Genomic DNA, 19,542 nt, shown 5'->3' with positions numbered 1-19,542 from the left:
TCAGAACCGGGCCGCAGCGTTGATCGAGGTGTCGGTGGTGCGCAGCGGGCGGATCAGCGCCTCCTGCGCGAAGGAACACAGCAGATCGCCGTCCTCGGTGTGCACGGTTCCGCGCACGTAGGACATTCCCGCACCGACCTGGGTGCTCTCGTGGCTATAGAGCAGCCAGTCATCCCAGCGCACCGGTTCGTGGAAGGAAACGAAGATCGACATCGGTGCGGTCGACACGGTGAGGTGTGCCTGGGCGGTGCCGATGCCCGGATGTGCCCGCATGGTCGTCGAAATGCCCAGGTGCCCAGTGAAATACGCGATCAAGGCCTTGGCCAGGTCGTCGCGCTCAGGGATGGGGTCGTAATGCAGCCAAGCGTACAGCTCCGGCGGACCGACCTCGTCGGGGCTGTTCACGTCGACCACGTCGACCAGGCGCAGTTCCCGGCCGGTCATCGGCATCTCGACGGCATTGGCGTCGGCCGGCGCCGCGACATCGGGCCGGGTCAGGTGGTGGCGGATGACGTCGCCGGTCGGAACGTCGGTGAGCACCGTGATGCTCACGCACCGCTTGCCGTTCTGCAGCACCGAGATGATCGCCGTCGCAGTGGAGCGTCCTTCGTTCAGCACGTCGAGCACGAGCTCGATCGGCGGGCCCACCATGATGGCGCGGGCGAACACGGCGTGCGCCGAACGCACGGACTTGCCCTCAAATCGGTTCGCCGCGGCCACAATCGCCTGAGCGACGACCTGGGTGCCTTCCACCACCTGCCGGCCGTCCTGGCCGGCCAGTCCGGTTTCGGCGATGAACCGGTCGGGCCCGTCGGGTCGCACCTCGAAGAGATCCAGCAGGCTCTCCACCGACCACTGGACCTGTTCAGACTCTGTCGTCAACGCGCTCACCCCTTGTTCCGGCAGCTCACGGCCCAGCGTGACATTTCAGGCATTATTTGTAAAGCTCGCGCGAACCCGCGCCCGCGTTGACAGCAATGCCCGCGGTGCATGACACTTTGGCAGTGATTTGTAAAGGCACGCTGGCGCCGACACCGCTCGCCGACGGCTTTTGCTTCGGGGAGGGTCCGCGATGGTTCGAGGGCTTGCTCTGGTTTTCCGACATGCTCGGCGAAGCCGTCCACACCTGCGACTTGCGCGGCTCGCTCACCACCCTGCCGCTGCCCGGCCACACACCCTCGGGGCTGGGTTTCCGTCCCGACGGATCACTGCTGATCGTCTCCGCCGAGGACAGGCAGGTTCTCCGGTATGACGGCGAGACCGTGTCGGCTGTGGCCGACCTGTCCGATCTCGTACCGGCCAGCCTCGGCGATATGGTCATCGACGACCTCGGGCGTGCCTATATAGGCTCGCAGGCGTTCGACGGCGGCATCATCGTCCGGCTCGACACCGACGACACCGCAACCGTGGTGGCAACCGATCTCGACTTCCCCAACGGGATGGTCATCACCGCCGATCGCGGCAACCTGATCGTGGCCGAGTCGATGGGCCGCCGCCTCACGGCATACGCCATCGGGAAAGACGGCGAGCTCACCGACCGCCGGCCGTTCGCCGACAATCTCGACGGCCCGCCGGACGGCATCGCGCTCGACGCCCGGGGCGGCGTGTGGGTGGCGATGACGCTGGCTCATCAGTTCGAGCGGATCACCGAAGGCGGCGAGGTGACGGACCGCATCGACATCGGTGACCGGGTCGCTATCGCGTGCACGCTCGGCGGACCGGAGCGGCGCACGCTATTCCTGCTGTCGAGCACCGATGCTTATCCCAAGCGATTGGCGGGCACCCGGCTGGCCAGGCTGGACGCGGTGCAGGTGGACATTCCGGGCGCCGGCCTGCCCTGACCCGAGGGGGAAGATGACCGACTCGTACTACGAGCTGATCGACAGTGCTGATGCGCGGGGCGAGAAGTTCCGCGCCACCGATCTGGCCCGCGGCACCTGGTCGTCCTCCATACAGCACGGCGCGCCGGTGTCCGCGCTGCTGACGCGGGCGCTGGAACGATGCGAGCGGCGCGACGACACCCGTTTGAGCCGGGTGGTCATCGACCTACTCGGCGCCGTCCCGGTGGAAGGGGATCTGTGGGTCCGCTCGAGTCTGGACCGCGGCGGAAAGCAGATCGAGTTGGTCACCGCGGAGATGCTGGCACTTGGACCCGACGGCGAACCGCGCCCGGTGGCCCGGGCCAGCGGATGGCGGTTGCAGCAGGTCGACACGGCCGCCGTCGCGCACGCACCCGCGCCGCTGCCGCGCCCGGTGTCCGAGGCGCGCAACCGTGATCTCAAGGCGCGGAATTGGGACCGCAACTATGTGCACAGCCTGGAGTGGCTGTGGCTGACCGTGCCGCTGACGCCGGGCCCGGGTGAATCATGGATCAGGCCGATCGCGGACCTCGTCGCCGGTGAGACGATGACGCCGCTGGAGCGGTTGTTCGCAGTGGCCGATTGCGCCAACGGCATCGGCAGCAAGCTGGACATCACCAAGTTCACCTTCGTCAACACCGACCTGGCCGTGCACGTCTTCCGGGTTCCCGAAGGTGAGTGGGTCGGCATCCGCGCGGAAACCAGTTACGGCCCGGACGGCATCGGCGCCACGATCGGGACACTGTTCGACGAACAGGGCGCGGTCGGGGCCATCCAGCAATCGGTGCTGGTCCGCCCGAGGCCCCCCAGGGCCAAGACCAAGCCCGAGCCCAAGCCCGAGCCGAACGCAGACCCAAACCCATTGGGAGAGAAGAACTCATGAGCCAGCCATCGCCGGTGAGCGAAAGCGTCGACAACGACACCTCGACCCGTCAGCGGATCCTCGCGGCCACCGCGGAGGTGCTGGCCCGCAGCGGCAAGACCAAACTCAGCCTGTCCGAGGTCTCGACACAGGCCGGGGTGTCGCGCCCCACGCTCTACCGCTGGTTCGCGTCCAAAGAGGAGTTGATGTCCGCCTTCTCCCGATATGAACGTGAGAACTTCGAGAAGGGACTGGCTAAGGCGACCGCGGGGCTCAAGGGCGTCGAAAGGCTGGATGCCGCACTGCGATTCATCGTCGACTATCAGTACTCGTACTCCGGGGTGCGGATGGTCGACATCGAACCCGAGCACGTCATCCCGATGATGTCCGGTGTCATCCCCGAGATGCGGGAGGGCTTACAACGGCTCCTGCCGGGACCCAACGCCGCGGTGAAAGCGGCGACCGCGATCCGAATCGCGATCTCGCACTATGTCGTTCGCAGTGACGACGCCGATCAGTTCCTTGCTCAGTTGCGTCACGCCGTCGGCATCAAGGGGCCTACCGACTGAACAGCACCGCCGCGTTGAGGTAGCCGGTCGGGTCCAGCGCCGCCTTGACGGCGCGCATCGCGGCGATGTCGGCGGCCTGCCGGGACATGCCGAGGTAGGGCCTCTTCAAAGTGCCGACGCCGTGCTCGGAACTGACATTGCCGCCGCAACCGGAGATCAGATCCATCATCTCCGCGTACAGCGCGGGCTCGTGCTCCGTCGGGAAACGCAGCACGTTCAAGTGCAGGTTGCCTTCGCCCACATGACCGAAAAGCACCGGCAGCGCCTCGGGCACCCGCTCACCGATCAACGCCACCGCGTCGCGGGCGAACCCGCCGATGGCCGGCAAGGGCAGCGAAACGTCGAATTTCAGCGGCGGACCGTACACCCCCAGCACCTCGGTCAGCGCTTCGCGGAGCCGCCACAACCGTTGTTGCGCAATGGCATCCACGCCCACCGCCGGCTCACCGCACAGTCCCACCCGGTCCAGCAATCCGGCCAGCCGCTCCGTCTGGTCGTGATCGGCGGCCAGCTCCACCAGCAGCAACCAGTCGCCGTCGACCGGCGCCCCGACCCCCAGCTGGTCGCGAGTCAACGCCACCCCGCGGCCGTCGATGAGCTCCAGCGCCGCGATCCCGTCCACCTCGGCAAACAGCCGGCCGGCCTCGACCAACGCTTCCAGGTCGGCGAACCCGCACACCGCGGTCACCCAGTGCGACGGCACCAGGTGCAATCGCAGATCCAGGGCGGTGATCACCCCCAAGGTGCCCTCGGCACCGACGAACAGCGACGGCAGGTCGTAGCCGGTGTTGTCACTGCGCACCCGGCTGTGCCGGCGCAGCACCGAGCCGTCGGGCAGAGCCACGTCCAGGCCGATGACCTGCTCCCCCATGTTCCCGTAGCGGACCGTGCGCAGGCCGCCGGCGTTGGTGGAGGCCATGCCTCCCACCGTCGCGGAGTCGCGGGCGGCCAGATCGACACCGAACACCAGGCCCGCCGCCGTTGCCGCCCCCTGCACCGCCGCCAACGTGGCACCGGCCCCGACACAAACCCGGCGCTCGACCACGTCGACATCGCCGACGGCAGAAAGTCTTTCGGTGGACAGCAGTACGTCGTCGTGTTCCGGCACGGTGCCGGCCACCAGCGAGGTGCGACCGCCCTGCACGGTGACGTAGGCACCGGCGTCGCGGCACACCCGCAGTACCGCGGCGACCTCGTCGGCCGAGCCCGGCCGCACCAGCGCGCCGGCCTTGCCGCGATACCGGCCCGTGTGGTCGATGCTGCGGCCCGCCAGTACGTCGGGGTCGGTGACGACGTGATTGGAGCCCACCACCTCGGCCAGGAGGGCGGGCAGGCTCGAGACCATCGTCAGAACTGCTTGTGTGGCACGTCGGTCACCAGCCCGCCGTCCATGATGAATTCGCTGCCGGTGGCGTAGGAGGCTTCGTCGCTGGCGAGGAACACCACGAACGTTGCGACTTCGCGGGATTCGGCCGGCCGGCCCAACGGGATGGTGACCATGTCCTCGGGCAGGTGCGCGGTCATCGGGGTGCGGATGAAGCCGGGGTGCACCGAGTTCACCCGGATGTTCACCGGCGCGAGTTCCAGGGCCGCGGACTTGGTGATGCCGCGCACCGCCCACTTCGACGCGACGTAGGGATGCACCATCGGCGCTCCGCGGATCCCTTCGATCGAGGAGATGTTGATGATGGAACCGCCGCCGGCCTCGGTCATCGGGTCGACCACCGAGCGCATGCCCAGGAAGGTGCCGGTCAGGTTGACGTCGAGCACCTGCTGCCACTTGTCCATCCGGAACTCGCGCAGCGGCCCGGCCGCGACGATGCCGGCATTGTTGACCAGCACGTCGAGCTTGCCGAACTCGCCCGTGGCCGTCGCAACCGCGGCCTCCCACTGGTCGAGTTGCGTCACGTCGAGATGGACGTAGCGTGCGGCGTCACCCAATTCGGAGGCCAGCGCTTTGCCCTCGTCGTCACGGACGTCGCCGATCACCACCCGGGCGCCCTCCTCGACCAGCAGCCGCGCGTCCTCGGCGCCCATTCCGCGGGCGCCTCCGCTGATCAGCGCGACCTTGCCCTCGACCCGTCCCGGTCGTTCCATCGCAGCCGGTTCCTTTCGCTTACGTGACCACTAGGTCGTTGGGTGTGAAAAACCCTTTTCCGGTGACCAAGGGCAGGTCCAGCGTGCTCCTGATGCCGGGCGGTGCCGCGATCACGTCCGGAATGGAATTGACGATCCGGCCGGCGGCACCGGCGATCGCCGCATGGTTGTGGTCGCCCTTGCGGCTGCTCGGCACGATATCCACCGCGTAGGACGGCTCCCCGGTGATCTCGACCCGGTACGAGCCGGTGCCCGCCGCGGGCTGGCGCAGATCGGGGCGCAGATCGGGACGCAGGCGGGTGATGTGCTCGATGACGATCGCCGGGCGGCCGTTGACCATGCCGCGGATCTCGAACTGCAGCACGGCCAGGGTGCCCTTTTCCACGCGGCCCACCGCGATGTCGAAGTCCTCCGGTGCCGGCTCGCGCTGGTAAGACTCGGTGATCTCATCGATCTCGATGCCCAGTCCGGCCGCCAGCTGCCTGATCGCCGTTCCCCAGGCGATGCTGAGCACCCCCGGCTGCAGCAGCATCGGGATCTCGTCCAACGGCCGGGCGAACCCCATGTAGTGCATGACCTCGGCGCCGTTGTAACTCGCGTAGTCGTGAATCTCCATGCACCGCACCGCCTCAATGCGCTGGCAGGTGCCGGCGAGGGCGAACGGGATGAGGTCGTTGATGAAGCCGGGGTCGACGCCGGTGATGAAGATGCTCGAATTGCCTTGCTGCGCAGTTTTTTCCACACGGGCGATGTATTTCTCCGGCATCACGCCCCACGGATACTGCAGCAGCCCCGGCGACGATCCGACGACGTTGACACCGGCGGCCAGAATCCGCATCACGTCAGCCATCGCGTCCGGCAACCGGGTATCCCCCATCGCGCAGTAGACAACGCACTCGGGTCGCGTGGCCAGCAGCGCATCGAGGTCATTCACCGCCCGCACGCCAGTCGTCACGGCTGAATCCAGACCCACTCCGCACAATTCGCCGGCGTCGCGTCCCACTTTCTCCGGGCTGGACACGCACACTCCGGTGAGTTCGAACGCGGGGTTGGTGATGAGCTGGGCAAGGGCCAGCCCGCCGACATTTCCGGTGCCCACGTGGGCGACGCGAATCGCCATGAGTGTCCTTCCGTCCCCACAACGCTGTAGCTTTTCTAGACAGTAGTCCATAATTTTTCGGGGGTCTCGGCGGCACTATTGTTGCGCTATGCCGCAGCGCGAAGACGTCTCGTTCCTTTCCGGCAGCACCCGGATCAGCGCCTGGTTGTACCGACCCGAGACGGACGGCCCAGCCCCGCTGGTGGTGATGGCTCACGGGCTCGGCGCGGTGCGCACGATGCGGCTGGACGCCTACGCCGAGCGGTTCCGGGCGGCGGGGTACGCCTGCCTGGTGTTCGACTACCGCAACTTCGGCGACAGCGACGGGCAGCCCCGTCAGCTCCTCGACATCGACATGCAACTCGCCGACTGGGCCGCGGCCGTCGACTTCGCCCGCACCCTGCCCGGCATAGACCCGGAACGAATTGCACTGTGGGGCACGTCTTTCGGCGGCGGACATGTGATCGAGTCCGCGGCCCGCCTGCCCGGCATCGCCGCCGCGGTGGCACAGTGCCCGTTCACCGACGGCCTGGCGTCCATCGGGGCGATCAACCCGCTCACCGCCACCCGCGTCACCGCGCTGGCGGTACGCGATCTGCTGGGCGCCCGCCGAGGGAAGCCGCCGGTGATGATTCCGACCGCGGGCATGCCCGGCGAGGTCGCCCTGATGACGGCACCCGACGCCTACCCGGGCTATTTGAGATTGGTGCCCGAGGGTGTGGATTTGCGCAACGAGGTGGCCGCCCGCATCGGGTTGAAGGTGCTTATCTACCGGCCGGGCCGTAGCGCCGCGAAAATCTCGTGCCCGATTCTGTTCTGTGTGTGCGAAACCGATTCGGTGGCACCGGCGGGACCGACGCTGCGGTATGCCGGCAAGGCGCCCCGCGGCGAAATCAAAACGTACCCCGAAGGCCATTTCGCCATCTATGTCGACGACGCGTTCGAGCGCGTGGTCACCGACCAGATCGCCTTTCTGGACAAGCACCTGCGGCCCGCCGGCAATTAACTGCCGAAACGCCGGAATTCCCGCCCGCACAGTTCTACTCTCTGGTTCATACCTAATACCCGCGGTTGCGGGTAGTTCGTGCCGGACCGGGATGGGGACCGGTCAACGGGAAGGACGGGGAGATGTCGTACCTGCTCACTGCCCCTGAGACGCTCGCGGCGGCGGCGACCGACGTGAACGGAATCGCCGCGGCGATCCATGCCGCCAATGCGGCCGCGGCGGGCCGGACGTCAGGATTGCTCGCCGCCGCCGGCGACGAAGTCTCCGCTGCGGTCGCGAACCTGTTCAGCGCGTACGGCGACGAATACCAGGCCGTCGTCAAGCAGGCGTCGCTGTTCCAGAGCCAATTCACCGGGACTCTGTCGAATGCCGCGAGCGCCTATACCCAGGCGGAAGCCCTCAACGGCGCACTGCTCAACGGGGTTCAATCGCTGCTGACACAGCCACCGACCGCCGCGGGCCCCGCTGCGACGCTGGCGAACCCGATCACTGCGTTGATCATGGGCGGCACCAACAATCCGCTGCCGGTCGCTGAGTACGTGACCGATATCAACAAGAACTACATTCAGAAGATCTTCCCGGGCGCCGGCCCGCTGGGGCTGTTCACCCCGGAACAGTTCTGGCCGGTGACTCCCGTCCTCGGCAACATGACGTATGCCCAGTCGGTCGCCAAGGGCGTGTCACTGCTCAATACGGCGATCAACACCCAACTGGCCGATGCCACCAAGCACGTTGCCGTCTTCGGTTACTCGGAGAGCGCCTCGATCATCAACAACGAGATCCTCAACTTGATGGCTGCCGGCTCGCCAAATACCGATCGTCTGGCGTTCATCCTGGCCGCGGCGGGCAACAACCCGAACGGCGGTCTGCTGTCCCGCTTCCCCGGCTTCTATATCCCGATTCTCGATGCGCCGTTCAACGGCGCGCTGCCTGCCAACAACCCCTACGAGACCTACGTCTACACCGCACAGTACGACGGCATCGCGCACGTACCGCAGTACCCGCTCAACGTGCTCGCCGACGTCAACGCGCTGATGGGCTATTTCTATGTGCACCACGACTACCCGATCTGGTCGGCCAGCAACGCCGTGCAGTTGCCGACCTCCCCGGGATACGCCGGCCACACCCAGTACTTCATGTTCCCGACCCAGAACCTGCCGTTGTTGCAGCCGATCCGGGACATCCCCTACGCCGGTCCGGTGATCGCCGATCTACTGCAGCCGCCGCTGCGGGTGATGGTCGACCTCGGCTACAACTACGGCTACGCCGACCTGCCCACCCCGGCCGGGCTGATCAACATTCCCAACCCGTTCAACGTCGCGTACTACCTGGGACAGGGACTTCTGCAGGCGCCCTACGGCGCCGCGGTCGAGATCGGGGTGCAGGCCGGCCTGTGGGGGCCGGAATACTTCCCGAACGCCTATCCGTGGGTGCCCTCGACCAACCCCGGTCTGAACTTCTACTTCGGCCCGCAACTCAGCCAGCCGCCGGTGACCGCGCTGTCCATGCTCAGCGGCGTGCTGGGCGATGTGCTGGACATCATCCCGCCGATCTTCAACTGACCGTCAGGGCCCCAGCGGAGCGGTGGTGCGGATCGCCTCGTCGCGGATCAGTCCACGCAGCAGCGCGGTGCTGAACTCCGCGGCGATCTCCTTGGCCGAGCGCCGGCCGCTGGGCCGCAGCCACCGGTAACTGCCCAGGGTCATGCCGATGTAGCCCAGCGCCACCACGTGCGAGTCGCACTCATAGAACTCGCCGCTGGCGATGCCGCGGTCGATCAGGCCGTGCACGTGCTCGTAGACCTGAGCTTCCTTCTCCCGCACCTCGGCCACCTGCTCGGAAGTGAACCACTCGGTGATGTAGGGCTGCTCCTGGAAGTAGACGGCCGCGCGCTCGGGATTGCCGGCGATGCCGGTCAACAGCCGGACGGTGTACTGGTACAGCGCTTCTCGCGCCGTCCAAGAGGGGTCGTCATGCACGGCGGCCAGCGTTCCCTCGGCGGCCTGCCGGTAGATGTCGAACAGGATCAGCGCTTTGCTCGCGTAGTAGTGGTAGACCGTGGCCTTGTTCAGCCCGATCACGTCGGCGACGTCGTCCATCCGGGTGCCGTGATAACCGCGCGCGGCGAACAGCTTGGTGGCGACGGCCAGCAACTCCTCACGCCGGGTCAGGCCACTTCCGGATGCCATCTCTACTCACCCTCATCACTGCCGGTGGGGGCACGGACGACCCCCCACCCGACTGATTATCAATCAACTAGTTGGACAGTTTAGGCAGCACCGCGCCTGTCGCGGCGACGCGGATAGGACTAGACTCGCGAAACAGACCCAGTGGGGGAGTCGATCAGCAGTCGAGAGGTGGAGTGATGGACCCGAGTCCGGACTACGACGGCAGCGACGAGATCGAGTATTTCTTCAGCTATCTCACGTGGGGCCTGCGCGGCGTCGAGTCCGGAAACGGATATCCGCCGCCCGGTTACCCGCCGGTCTAAGCGCCGGTCACCACAGCGGAAAGTCCACGCCGTGCTCCGACGCGGGGCGTGGCCCGAACAGCCGGCGATCGGATTCCTCGATCGCGACATCATTGATGCTCGCTTCGCGACGCGCCATCAGCCCGTCCGCGGTGAACTCCCACAACTCGTTGCCGTAGCTGCGGAACCATTGGCCGCTCGGGTCGTGGCACTCGTATTGAAAGCGCACGGCGATGCGGTTGTCGTGAAAGCTCCACAGACCTTTACGTAGGGAATAGTCGAGTTCGCGTTGCCACTTGCGCGTGAGGAAGGCAACGATCTCCGACCGTCCGGCGACGTGCTCGTCGCGGTTGCGCCATTGTGAGTCGACCGTGTAGGCCAGGCTCACCCGCTCGGGATCGCAGGTGTTCCAGGCGTCTTCGGCGGCCTGAACTTTCCGCATCGCTGTTTCGAGCGTGAAGGGCGGAAACGGGGGGCGGGCTTGCGTCATTCCGGGTGTCCTATCGTGGCGGTCATGGACTTCGCAATGTCGGCTAAAGCCAGTGACTATCACAAACGACTGTCCGACTTCATGACCGAGCACGTCTTTCCGGCCGAGGCCGACTACGACAAGTATCGCCACGAGGCCGGGCCGGACAACTTCACGGTGCCGCCGGTGATCGAGGACCTGAAGGTCAAGGCCAAAGAGCGCGGCCTGTGGAACCTGTTCCTGCCGGCCGAGTCGGGGCTGACCAACCTGGAATATTCGCCGTTGGCCGAACTGACCGGCTGGAGTCTCGAGATCGCGCCGGAGGCGCTCAACTGCGCGGCGCCGGACACCGGCAACATGGAGACCCTGCACCTGTTCGCGACCGAACCGCAGCGCAAGCAGTGGCTGGAACCCCTGCTGAACGGAGAGATCCGCAGCGCGTTCTCGATGACCGAGCCCGCGGTCGCCAGCAGCGACGCGCGCAACATCCAGACCTCGATCGTGCGCGACGGCGCCGACTACGTGATCAACGGCCGCAAGTGGTGGACGTCGGGCGCGGCGGATCCGCGCTGCAAGATCCTCATCGTGATGGGTCGCACCAATCCCGACGCGGCCAGCCACCAGCAGCAGTCCATGATCCTGGTGCCGATGGACACCCCGGGCGTGACGGTCGTGCGTTCCACGCCGGTGTTCGGTTGGCAGGACCAGCACGGCCACTGCGAAATCGTCTACGACAACGTGCGGGTGCCGGCCACCAACCTGCTCGGCGAGGAGGGGGCCGGCTTCGCCATCGCGCAGGCGCGGCTCGGCCCGGGGCGCATCCACCACTGCATGCGCGCACTCGGCGGAGCCGAACGCGCGCTCGCGCTGATGGTCGCCCGTGCCAACAACCGGATCGCGTTCGGCCGCCCACTGGCCGATCAAGGACTGGTGCAGCATGCGGTTGCCAAGTCCCGCAACGAGATTGACCAGGCCAGGTTGCTGTGCGAGAAGGCGGCGTGGACCATCGACAAGCACGGCAACAAGGCCGCGCATCTGCTCGTCTCGCAGATCAAGGCGGTGGCGCCGCAGGTGGCGTGTGACGTCATCGACCGCGCCATGCAGGTGCACGGCGCCGCCGGCGTCAGCGACGACACGGTGCTGGCCCGCCTCTACGGCTGGCACCGCGCGATGCGCATCTTCGACGGCCCCGACGAGGTGCACATGCGCACCATCGCGCGCACCGAGCTGGGCCGCGAGCAGTCCGCTCTCGCCGCGGCGGTCACCACTCATGGCTGAGGTATCCCGGGAACTGTCCGGGGCGTGGAACTTTCGTGATGTCGCCGATCAGACGGCGGACCTTCGGCCCGGGCGACTGTTCCGGTCCAGCGAGCTGAGCGGCCTGGACGACGAGGGCCGGGCGGTGCTGCGCCAGTTGGGGATCACCGACGTCGCCGACCTGCGCTCGACCCGCGAGGTCAGCCGGCGCGGCCCGGGACGAGTGCCCGACGGCGTCGACGTCCACCTGTTGCCGTTCCCCGACCTCGCCGACGACGACCAATCCGGGACCGACGGGGCCGATGACTCAGAAGACAATTCAGAGGATAAGGAAGCCCCGCACGAAAGCGCGTTCCGGCGGTTGATGACCGAAGGCAACGCCGACGAGTCTGACGAAGCGATCGAAGCCAACGCCGTCCGCTACATGACCGAGGAATACCGCGAATTCCCTACGCGCAACGGGGCCCAACGCGCGGTGCGGCAGGTGTTCACGTTGCTGGCCGCCGGACGCCCGGTGCTCACCCACTGTTTCGCCGGCAAGGACCGCACCGGCTTCGTGGTCGCGACGGTGCTGGAAGCGGCCGGGCTGGACCGCGACGTCATCGTCGCCGACTACCTGCGCAGTAACGAAGCCGTACCGCAGCTGCGCCACCAGATCACCGAGATGATCGCGCAGCGCTCCGACGTCGAGCTGACCCCCGAGGTGGTCACCTTCACCAAGGCGCGGCTGTCCGACGGCGTGCTCGGCGTCCGTGCCGAATACCTGTGGGCGGCATGGCAAACGATCGAGGAGTCGTTCGGGTCACTGGACGCCTACCTGCGCGACGCGGGCATCAGCGGGACCGATGTGACACGACTGCGAGCGGCTCTGTTGGGCTGATTCAGCCAAGGTTCTATGAGTCGGGCCAAAGGCCGGACACCGTGGCGCAATCGCTCTACCCTTTCGGGGGTGTCTTACGTATTCGCGCAGCCGCCGGCGTTGGCAGCCGCAGCGACGGAGTTGGCCGGGCTCGGTACGGCGATCGGTGAGGCCGCCGCGGTCGCCGCCGCTCCCACGACCGCATTGATGACCGCCGCCGCCGACGAGGTGTCGACGGCGATCGCCGCGTTCTTCGGTGGGTTCGGCCAGGAATTCCAGACGGTCAGCGCGCAGCTCGGGACGCTGTACCAGGGTCTGGTCCAGAACCTGAACTCCACGATCGACTACTACGTCAACGCCGAGGCGATCAACACGGCTCAGCTCCGGCAGAGCGTGCTGCGCGCGATACCGCTGCCGGACGTTCCGCCGGTGTTCCCGCCGTTCACCGGAGACACTTTCTCAATTGCCATGGGCGGCACCGGAACTCCGATTCCCGGTCCTACCTACCTGGACAATGTCAACAAACTCTTCATCATTCCCAACTCGCCGGCCGGCACCGTTCTGACGTCGCTGTTCACCCCCGAGCAGCTGTACCCGATCACCGGCGTGCGGTCCTTGATCTTCGCCTCCTCAGTGCAGCAGGGGCTGCAGATTCTCAACACCGCGGTCATGAATGAGGTCACGGCCGGAAACCATGCCGTCGTCTTCGGCTACTCGCAGAGCGCCGTCATCTCATCACTGTTGATGCAGTACTACAGCGGTCTCGCACCAGGGTATGCGCCTCCTTTCGACTCGCTCAGCTTCGTGCTGATCGGCAACGAGATGAACCCCAACGGGGGCATCCTGGCCCGCATCCCCGGCCTGGATATCTCCACCGTCGGACTGCCGTTCTACGGCGCGATGCCGAATACCCTCTACCCCACAACGACTTACACGCTCCAATACGACGGCTTCGCCGACTTCCCCCGGTACCCGCTCAACATCGTGTCGGACATCAACGCCATCTTCGGCATTATCACGGTCCACACGACTTACGCCGACCTCACGCCCGCTCAAGTCCAGTCGGCCACGCTGTTGCCGACCACGGGCGCCACCACCAACAGGTGGTTCATGATCGACCACCCGAACCTGCCGCTGCTGGACCCGGTGCGGGCCATCCCCGTCATCGGCGAACCCATTGCGGCACTGGTACAACCGAATCTGAAGGTCATCGTCAATCTCGGCTACGGCGACCCGAACTTCGGCTACTCCACCAGCTACGCCGATGTGCCCACACCGTTCGGCCTTTTCCCGGAGGTCCCGCCGGGTGTCATCGCGGACGCTCTGGTCAAGGGTACCCAGCAGGGCATCAACGATTTCATGGCCGTCACCCCGCACGCGTTGACCACGGCGCCGGTGATCCAGCCGCCCGCGTTCCCGCCGCTGATTCAGGCCTACATGACACCCCCACCGCAGGTGCTGCCACCGACACCGGTGAACATCGCCAACACGGTGGCCTCGGTGGTTTCCACCGGCTACTCGGTGCTGCTACCGACGGCAGACCTGCTCACCGCCTTCGCGACCACCATGCCCGCCTACGACCTGACGCTGTTCCTGAGCCAGCTCGCCCAGGGCAACCTCAGGGCCGCAATCGAACTGCCACTCGCGGCCACGGCCGGCCTGGCGGCGCTGGGCGGCATGATCGAGTTCATCGCTGTGGTGGAGGCCGCCGCGGACATCGCTCAGGACCTGCAGAGCATCGGTTTATAGCCGGACAGTCCTATGACACATGTGAGCGCGCAGCCGCAATTCATCGCAGCCGCCGCGGCCGAGCTCGCGGAAATCGGTTCGGCGATCAACACGGCCGGCGGGGCCGCGGCGGCACCGACATCGAACCTGTTGGCGGCCGCCTCCGACGAGGTGTCCGCTGCCGTCGCGCGGTTCTTCAGCGCCTACGGCGCGCAGGGCCAGACCGCCGTCGCACAACTCGCGGCACTCAACGAAGAGTTCAGCCGGGTATTGGCCGCTGCCGGATTCGCTTACACCGGAGCCGAAGTCGCGAACGTCGCCACTATCGCCGCGACGCCCCTGACCGGTCCCACCGTGAGCCTGGTGATGGGTGGCAGTGGAACACCGCTACCCCCAGCCAAATTCGTCGACGGCATACTGAATTACATCAGCCCCCAGTTCGGCGCCACGGCCCCACAGGTCCTATTCACACCCGAACAGCTGTATCCATTGACCGGCGCGAAGAGCCTGCCGCTGAACACCTCGGTGAGCCAGGGCGTCGCGATGCTGCACCAAGCGATCATGGACGAAATCGGTCGGGGTAACAGCGTTGTCGCCCTGGGCTATTCGCAAAGCGCCATCATCTCCTCCATCGAGATGCGCTACCTCGCCACCATGTCCGGCGCACCCACTGCCGATCAACTCGGCTTCGTGTTGCTGGCCAATCCGATGAACCCCAACGGCGGCCTGCTGTCCCGCTTTGCCGGATTGACCCTCCCGAGCATCGGGCTGAACTTCTTCGGCGCAACACCGTCCGACACGATCTATCCCACCAGCATCTACACCTACGAATACGACGGCTTCGCCGACTTCCCGCGCTATCCGCTCAACGTCGTCTCCGACCTGAACGCCATTGCGGGCATCGCCCTGGTGCACACCAAGACCCCCTACATCAACATCGACTCGCTGCCGCCCGGAGACCTGGTACAGCTGCCGACATCCCCGGGCTACACCGGCAACACGACGTATTACATGATCCGGAACCACAATCTGCCGCTGTTGACCCCGGTGCGGGCGATACCCGTCATAGGCAACCCGCTGGCGGATCTGGTCGAGCCCAACCTGCGAACGATCGTCAACCTCGGCTACGGCGACCCCAACTACGGTTACTCGACCACCGCCGCGGATGTGCCCACACCGTTCGGGCTGTTCCCGCCAGTGGATCCGGTCCGCCTCTCCGGGACCCTGACCGTCGGTACCCAACACGGCTTAACCACTGCTGCAAACACTCTCATGACGCCGCCACCGCCGGCCGAACTCGACGTCTCGGCGCTGGGCCTGTTTCGCACGTACAGCGCAGTGCCGGCGCCGCCGGCTGAACTCTTCACCGTCCCGACCTCGGCACCCGGATTCATCGGCAACCTTCAAGCGGCGAACAGCTACATCACCGACACCTTGGCCACGGTCACCTCGCAGACGTACGCGGTCCTGCTTCCCACCGCCGACCTGCTCAACGCGGGAGCCACCTCGTTGCCGTCATACAGTCTCAACCTGTTCTTCGATGGCATCGAGCAGGCCGTCAATGGCGACCCGATGGGATTGGTCAACGCCGTCGGAAAACCCATCGCGGCAAGTACGGCATTGCTGAGCGCCGGACTCGGTTTAGAGGCACTGGTCGTCATGGGAGCATTGGTCAAAGACTTCTAATAATTCTCAAATGTATTGCCGCGAGCGCTATTAGGCGATTGTCAAAGAGTCAGAATTCGTGACAGGCGTCGCTTCGGCGTCATACCCTTACTTCGGGAACTGACCGTTTTTCGGTCACAGGGGGATGGTGTGGGCAAATGACGTCTTTATTGGCGCAACCAGAAATCATCACGTCGGTCGTTGCGGACATCTCGGGCATTGGTTCGACCGTGAGCGCCGCGGGCGCGGCCGCAGCCGCCCCGACCTCCGGATTGTTGGCCGCTGCGGCCGACGAGGTATCCGAGGCCGTCGCGAATTTCTTCGGCTCGTACGGACAGGAGTTCCAGGCTGTCATCGGCCAGGTAGAGGCTTATCACGCTCAATTCCAGCAGAGCCTGGCGGCGGCGGCGAACGCCTACGTGCACACCGAGACCGGGGCCGCTGCCGCATTGCAAGGCGTCCTGGGCCTGCCCGCCGCCGCTGCGGCGTTCACGCCACCGCCGCCCGCATTCCCGGTTACCAATCCGCCCTTCAGCACATTTCCGACCGCGGTGTTCATCGGCCCCACCGGCGTGCCGATACCCCCGCCGGAATACGCCACTTTGGCGAATCTCCTTTATGTGCATGCCAACAACCCGAACCAAGCCCTGCCGATCCTGTACACGCCCGAAGAGTTGTACCCGATCACCGGCGTCAAGAGCTTGACGCTGAACCAGTCGGTGTCCGAAGGCCTGACCATCCTCGGAAACTATGTTCAGAATCAGATAACAAACGGTCCCGTTACCGTTTTCGGCTACTCGCAGAGCGCGATCATCTCCTCGCTGTATATGCAACAGCTCGCGGCTCAAGGCTTCCCGATCTCGCCCGCGGATCTGAACTTCGTGCTGGTCGGCAATGAGATGAACCCCAACGGCGGCATGCTGGCCCGCTTCCCGAACCTGACCCTGCCGACTCTGGGTCTCGACTTCTACGGCGCGACACCGTCGAACACTCCCTACGATGTGGCGATCTACACGCAGGAGTACGACGGCTTCGCCGACTTCCCCCGGTATCCACTGAATTTCATCTCTGATCTCAATGCGGTGGTAGGCATCGCCACCGTGCACACGAAATACCTGAGTCTTACTGCCGCTCAAGTGAATAGCGCCGTTCAACTGCCCACTTCTCCCGGCTATTACGAGAACGGCGGCAAGTCGTACTACTACATGATTCCCACCGAGGAACTACCGCTGCTCATGCCGCTACGTGCGCTACCGGTCATCGGGAATCCGCTCGCCGCCCTGATCGAACCCAACCTGGAAGTGATCGTCAACCTGGGTTACGGCGACCCCAACTACGGCTATTCGACGAGCTACGCCGACGTGCAGACCCCGTTCGGCCTCTTCCCGGACGTCAGTCCGAGCACCCTCATCGACGCTTTCGCCAACGGAACCCGCCAGGGGATCCAGGACTTCCACACCGAACTGCAAGCCCTGGCCGCGCAGCCGATCGAGTTCCCGACATTCACTCCCCCGCAACCGGCCGATCTGATTGCGACGTTGGCGAACCTGCCCTCACCCGAGAAAGTGGTGAACACCGCCGCCACCGTCATCTCGACCGACTACGCCGTGCTGCTTCCGGCCGCCGATACGGCGCTCGCCTTCGCGACTTCGCTGCCCCTGTACGACTCCCAACTCTTCCTGGAACAACTGGTGCAGGGCAACATCGTCAACGCGATCGGATATCCCATCGCCGCCGATGTCGGTCTCGTGACAATTGCCGGCATCGTCCAGTTCCTGGTCATCTCGAAGGCGATCTCGCAGAACATCAGCGATATTCGGGCCCTCATTCCCTGACGGCGTTTCCGGCGCTTGCCGATGGCGTGAAAACCCGGACAGATTCAGCGGCCTCGTCATACGCTGACGGCCAATCTGACCGAGACCACCGCGTTTGCCGGGGGAAGAGACGCCAATGACGAATCTGCTTGTCGCGCCGGAAATCATCACGACGGCGGCCGCGGACATCGGGAACATCGGTTCGACGATCACTGCGGCAAGCGCAGCCGCGGCGGCGCCGACCACCGGCTTACTCGCCGCCGCCGCCGACGAGGTGTCGGCCGCCATCGCGAATTTGTTCGGCGCGCACGGGCAGGAATTTCAGGCACTCGCCGGGCAGGTTGAGGCTTTTCAGACCACGTTCCAGCAGACCCTGGCGGCGGCCGCGAACGCCTATGTGCAGACCGAGACCGCAAGCGCGGCTGCCATTCCGCCCTTCGCCGCCAACCTGACCACGTTGTTCCTGGGACCTACCGGCGTCCCCTTCCCGTCGCAGGGTTATGTGGATGCGGCGAACAAGTTGTACGTCCGCTCCTTTCCCTCGCCACCGCAAATCCTGCAGACTCTCTACACCCCCGAAAATCTCTATCCGATCACCGGCGTGAAGACCATGACGCTGAACCAATCGGTGGCCGAGGGCCTGATGGCTATGGACAGCGCGATTCAAGCGCAACTGGCCATTCCCGGAAACACCCTGACTATCTTCGGCTACTCGCAGAGCGCGATCATCTCCTCGCTGGAGATGCAGAAGTTGGCATTAAATGGTTCGCCCTATCAGGGCAAGCTCAACTTCGTGCTCGTCGGCAACGAGATGAACCCCAACGGCGGGATGCTCGCGCGTTTCCCGGGATTGACGTTGCCGACTATGGGTCTGACGTTCTACGGCGGCACACCGTCGGACACCCTCTACCCCACCGCCATCTACACCCAGGTGTACGACGGGTTCGCCGACTTTCCGCGGTATCCGATCAACTTCATCTCCGACCTCAATGCGGTGATGGGGATCGCGACCGTGCACGTCAAGTATCTGGATCTCACGGTGCCGCAGGTGGATGGCGCCATCAAGCTGGCGACCTCGCCGGGCTACGCCGGCGTCACCGACTACTACATGATCCCCACCGAGCACCTGCCCCTGCTGGCGCCGCTGCGCCTGACTTCCGTCATCGGCAACCCGCTGGCCGCTCTGATCGAGCCCGACCTGAAAGTGATCGTCAATCTGGGCTACGGCGACCCGTACCACGGCTACTCGACAAGCCCGGCGGACATCCGCACCCCGTTCGGGCTGTTCCCGGACGTCAGCCCGGGCACCGTCGTCGACGCCCTGGCCGCCGGCACGCAACAGGGCATCCACGACTTCACCGTCGAACTGCAGAAGCTGGCCGCACAGCCGATCACGCTCCCGTCGTTTACGCCGCCGCAGCCCGCCGACCTGATGGCGACGCTGGCCGCGCTGCCGTCGCCGGAGAAGATCGTGAACACGGCTGCCACGGTCATCTCGACCGATTATGCGGTCCTGCTCCCCACCGCCGACACCTTGCTTTCTTTCGCCACCACGATGCCGTTGTACGACTCTCAGCTCTTCCTGAGCGAGCTGCTGCAGGGCAACCTGATCAACGCCATCGGGTATCCGCTCGCCGCCGACGTCGGCCTGGCCACCATCGCGGGCATCGTCGAATTCCTGGTGATCGCCAAGGCCATCTCCGAGAACATCAAGGACATCAGCGCGCTCATTCCCTGACTTTTCAGCCGAATGGCGTAAACGCCAGACAGTTTCGGAACGCCCCTCTA

Annotated in this window: 18 protein-coding genes; 12 read left to right on the top strand and 6 right to left on the bottom strand. The window is 65.6% G+C overall.

All coding sequences use genetic code 11. The annotated features are described in order from the left end of the window. On the bottom strand, positions 1–891 hold the full coding sequence (locus C0J29_RS02170) for an acyl-CoA thioesterase (protein WP_065163451.1): 891 nt from the start codon (positions 889–891) through the stop codon (positions 1–3). Positions 892–1,022: 131 nt separating this feature from the next. Between C0J29_RS02170 and C0J29_RS02165 the strand changes: the two genes are divergently transcribed. The 3 genes from C0J29_RS02165 to C0J29_RS02155 are packed head-to-tail and all read left to right on the top strand — an operon-like array spanning position 1,023 to position 3,290. After that, positions 1,023–1,841, top strand: a complete 819-nt coding sequence (locus tag C0J29_RS02165; protein WP_065163483.1) for an SMP-30/gluconolactonase/LRE family protein — start codon at positions 1,023–1,025, stop codon at positions 1,839–1,841. A gap of 13 nt (positions 1,842–1,854) precedes the next feature. Next, on the top strand, positions 1,855–2,742 hold the full coding sequence (locus C0J29_RS02160) for a thioesterase family protein (protein ID WP_082994207.1): 888 nt from the start codon (positions 1,855–1,857) through the stop codon (positions 2,740–2,742). Then, positions 2,739–3,290 (top strand): TetR/AcrR family transcriptional regulator, encoded by a 552-nt coding sequence (locus C0J29_RS02155; RefSeq protein WP_065163452.1) that lies wholly within the window; start codon positions 2,739–2,741, stop codon positions 3,288–3,290. The genes C0J29_RS02160 and C0J29_RS02155 overlap by 4 nt, the downstream gene beginning before the upstream one ends. On the opposite strand, the gene C0J29_RS02150 is transcribed toward C0J29_RS02155, so the two are convergent. From C0J29_RS02150 to C0J29_RS02140, 3 genes are read right to left on the bottom strand one after another with little or no spacing between them, the layout of a single operon-like run. Continuing rightward, a complete protein-coding gene (locus C0J29_RS02150; RefSeq protein WP_065163453.1) occupies positions 3,280–4,635 on the bottom strand; it encodes an FAD-binding oxidoreductase in 1,356 nt (451 codons plus the stop codon). The two genes, C0J29_RS02155 and C0J29_RS02150, sit on opposite strands and share 11 nt — an antisense overlap. A gap of 2 nt (positions 4,636–4,637) precedes the next feature. Then, positions 4,638–5,387 (bottom strand): glucose 1-dehydrogenase, encoded by a 750-nt coding sequence (locus C0J29_RS02145; protein ID WP_065163454.1) that lies wholly within the window; start codon positions 5,385–5,387, stop codon positions 4,638–4,640. A 19-nt stretch (positions 5,388–5,406) separates the two neighbouring features. Continuing rightward, positions 5,407–6,507: an NAD(P)H-dependent amine dehydrogenase family protein gene (locus C0J29_RS02140; RefSeq protein WP_120791400.1), complete on the bottom strand. Its 1,101-nt coding sequence runs from the start codon at positions 6,505–6,507 to the stop codon at positions 5,407–5,409. 88 nt (positions 6,508–6,595) lie between these two features. Here C0J29_RS02140 and C0J29_RS02135 point away from each other — a divergent pair, with 88 nt between their 5' ends. Together C0J29_RS02135 and C0J29_RS02130 are read left to right on the top strand one after the other, a co-directional pair. Then, positions 6,596–7,492: an alpha/beta hydrolase gene (locus tag C0J29_RS02135; RefSeq protein WP_120791399.1), complete on the top strand. Its 897-nt coding sequence runs from the start codon at positions 6,596–6,598 to the stop codon at positions 7,490–7,492. Positions 7,493–7,614: 122 nt separating this feature from the next. Next, on the top strand, positions 7,615–9,054 hold the full coding sequence (locus C0J29_RS02130; protein ID WP_120791398.1) for a PE family protein: 1,440 nt from the start codon (positions 7,615–7,617) through the stop codon (positions 9,052–9,054). Positions 9,055–9,057: 3 nt separating this feature from the next. On the opposite strand, the gene C0J29_RS02125 is transcribed toward C0J29_RS02130, so the two are convergent. Further along, the gene (locus C0J29_RS02125; RefSeq protein ID WP_065136705.1) at positions 9,058–9,681 is read right to left on the bottom strand and encodes a TetR/AcrR family transcriptional regulator; all 624 of its coding nucleotides are present in this window, start codon (positions 9,679–9,681) and stop codon (positions 9,058–9,060) included. A gap of 173 nt (positions 9,682–9,854) precedes the next feature. Here C0J29_RS02125 and C0J29_RS02120 point away from each other — a divergent pair, with 173 nt between their 5' ends. Continuing rightward, on the top strand, positions 9,855–9,983 hold the full coding sequence (locus tag C0J29_RS02120; protein ID WP_172834767.1) for a hypothetical protein: 129 nt from the start codon (positions 9,855–9,857) through the stop codon (positions 9,981–9,983). Positions 9,984–9,990: 7 nt separating this feature from the next. Here the strand turns inward: C0J29_RS02120 and C0J29_RS02115 are convergent, their stop codons facing one another. After that, entirely contained in the window at positions 9,991–10,452 is a 462-nt protein-coding gene (locus C0J29_RS02115; protein ID WP_065163458.1) for a nuclear transport factor 2 family protein, read from the bottom strand. A gap of 36 nt (positions 10,453–10,488) precedes the next feature. On the opposite strand from C0J29_RS02115, the gene C0J29_RS02110 reads away from it, so the two are divergent. The 6 genes from C0J29_RS02110 to C0J29_RS02085 all read left to right on the top strand — a co-directional run bounded on the left by C0J29_RS02110 (position 10,489) and on the right by C0J29_RS02085 (position 19,492). Then, positions 10,489–11,709 carry an acyl-CoA dehydrogenase family protein gene (locus tag C0J29_RS02110; RefSeq protein ID WP_120794497.1) on the top strand — a complete coding sequence of 407 codons (1,221 nt, stop codon included), beginning with the start codon at positions 10,489–10,491 and terminating at the stop codon, positions 11,707–11,709. Then, the gene (locus C0J29_RS02105) at positions 11,702–12,568 is read left to right on the top strand and encodes a tyrosine-protein phosphatase (RefSeq protein ID WP_120791396.1); all 867 of its coding nucleotides are present in this window, start codon (positions 11,702–11,704) and stop codon (positions 12,566–12,568) included. The genes C0J29_RS02110 and C0J29_RS02105 overlap by 8 nt, the downstream gene beginning before the upstream one ends. Positions 12,569–12,637: 69 nt before the next feature. Further along, positions 12,638–14,296, top strand: coding sequence for a PE family protein (locus tag C0J29_RS02100; protein ID WP_197748243.1), 1,659 nt, complete (start codon positions 12,638–12,640; stop codon positions 14,294–14,296). 12 nt (positions 14,297–14,308) lie between these two features. Next, on the top strand, positions 14,309–15,961 hold the full coding sequence (locus tag C0J29_RS02095) for a PE family protein (protein WP_120791394.1): 1,653 nt from the start codon (positions 14,309–14,311) through the stop codon (positions 15,959–15,961). A gap of 137 nt (positions 15,962–16,098) precedes the next feature. Further along, positions 16,099–17,775: a PE family protein gene (locus C0J29_RS02090; protein WP_120791393.1), complete on the top strand. Its 1,677-nt coding sequence runs from the start codon at positions 16,099–16,101 to the stop codon at positions 17,773–17,775. A gap of 115 nt (positions 17,776–17,890) precedes the next feature. Continuing rightward, positions 17,891–19,492, top strand: a complete 1,602-nt coding sequence (locus C0J29_RS02085; protein WP_120791392.1) for a PE family protein — start codon at positions 17,891–17,893, stop codon at positions 19,490–19,492. The last annotated feature ends 50 nt before the right edge of the window (positions 19,493–19,542 follow it).

Origin of the sequence: Mycobacterium paragordonae (assembly GCF_003614435.1) — a bacterium.
GTDB lineage: Bacteria > Actinomycetota > Actinomycetes > Mycobacteriales > Mycobacteriaceae > Mycobacterium > Mycobacterium paragordonae.
The sequence above is the reverse complement of the archived record's forward strand: the minus strand, read 5'-3'. Positions and strand labels throughout refer to the sequence as shown.

Bases quoted from the DNA above. Each gene is read 5' to 3' on its own strand.
- C0J29_RS02160 (WP_082994207.1), top strand. From the start codon at position 1,855: ATGACCGACTCGTACTACGAGCTGATCGACAGTGCTGATGCGCGGGGC.
- C0J29_RS02155 (WP_065163452.1), top strand. From the start codon at position 2,739: ATGAGCCAGCCATCGCCGGTGAGCGAAAGCGTCGACAACGACACCTCG.
- C0J29_RS02150 (WP_065163453.1), bottom strand. From the start codon at position 4,635: ATGGTCTCGAGCCTGCCCGCCCTCCTGGCCGAGGTGGTGGGCTCCAAT.
- C0J29_RS02145 (WP_065163454.1), bottom strand. From the start codon at position 5,387: ATGGAACGACCGGGACGGGTCGAGGGCAAGGTCGCGCTGATCAGCGGA.
- C0J29_RS02140 (WP_120791400.1), bottom strand. From the start codon at position 6,507: ATGGCGATTCGCGTCGCCCACGTGGGCACCGGAAATGTCGGCGGGCTG.
- C0J29_RS02135 (WP_120791399.1), top strand. From the start codon at position 6,596: ATGCCGCAGCGCGAAGACGTCTCGTTCCTTTCCGGCAGCACCCGGATC.
- C0J29_RS02130 (WP_120791398.1), top strand. From the start codon at position 7,615: ATGTCGTACCTGCTCACTGCCCCTGAGACGCTCGCGGCGGCGGCGACC.
- C0J29_RS02125 (WP_065136705.1), bottom strand. From the start codon at position 9,681: ATGGCATCCGGAAGTGGCCTGACCCGGCGTGAGGAGTTGCTGGCCGTC.
- C0J29_RS02115 (WP_065163458.1), bottom strand. From the start codon at position 10,452: ATGACGCAAGCCCGCCCCCCGTTTCCGCCCTTCACGCTCGAAACAGCG.
- C0J29_RS02110 (WP_120794497.1), top strand. From the start codon at position 10,489: ATGTCGGCTAAAGCCAGTGACTATCACAAACGACTGTCCGACTTCATG.
- C0J29_RS02105 (WP_120791396.1), top strand. From the start codon at position 11,702: ATGGCTGAGGTATCCCGGGAACTGTCCGGGGCGTGGAACTTTCGTGAT.
- C0J29_RS02095 (WP_120791394.1), top strand. From the start codon at position 14,309: ATGACACATGTGAGCGCGCAGCCGCAATTCATCGCAGCCGCCGCGGCC.
- C0J29_RS02090 (WP_120791393.1), top strand. From the start codon at position 16,099: ATGACGTCTTTATTGGCGCAACCAGAAATCATCACGTCGGTCGTTGCG.
- C0J29_RS02085 (WP_120791392.1), top strand. From the start codon at position 17,891: ATGACGAATCTGCTTGTCGCGCCGGAAATCATCACGACGGCGGCCGCG.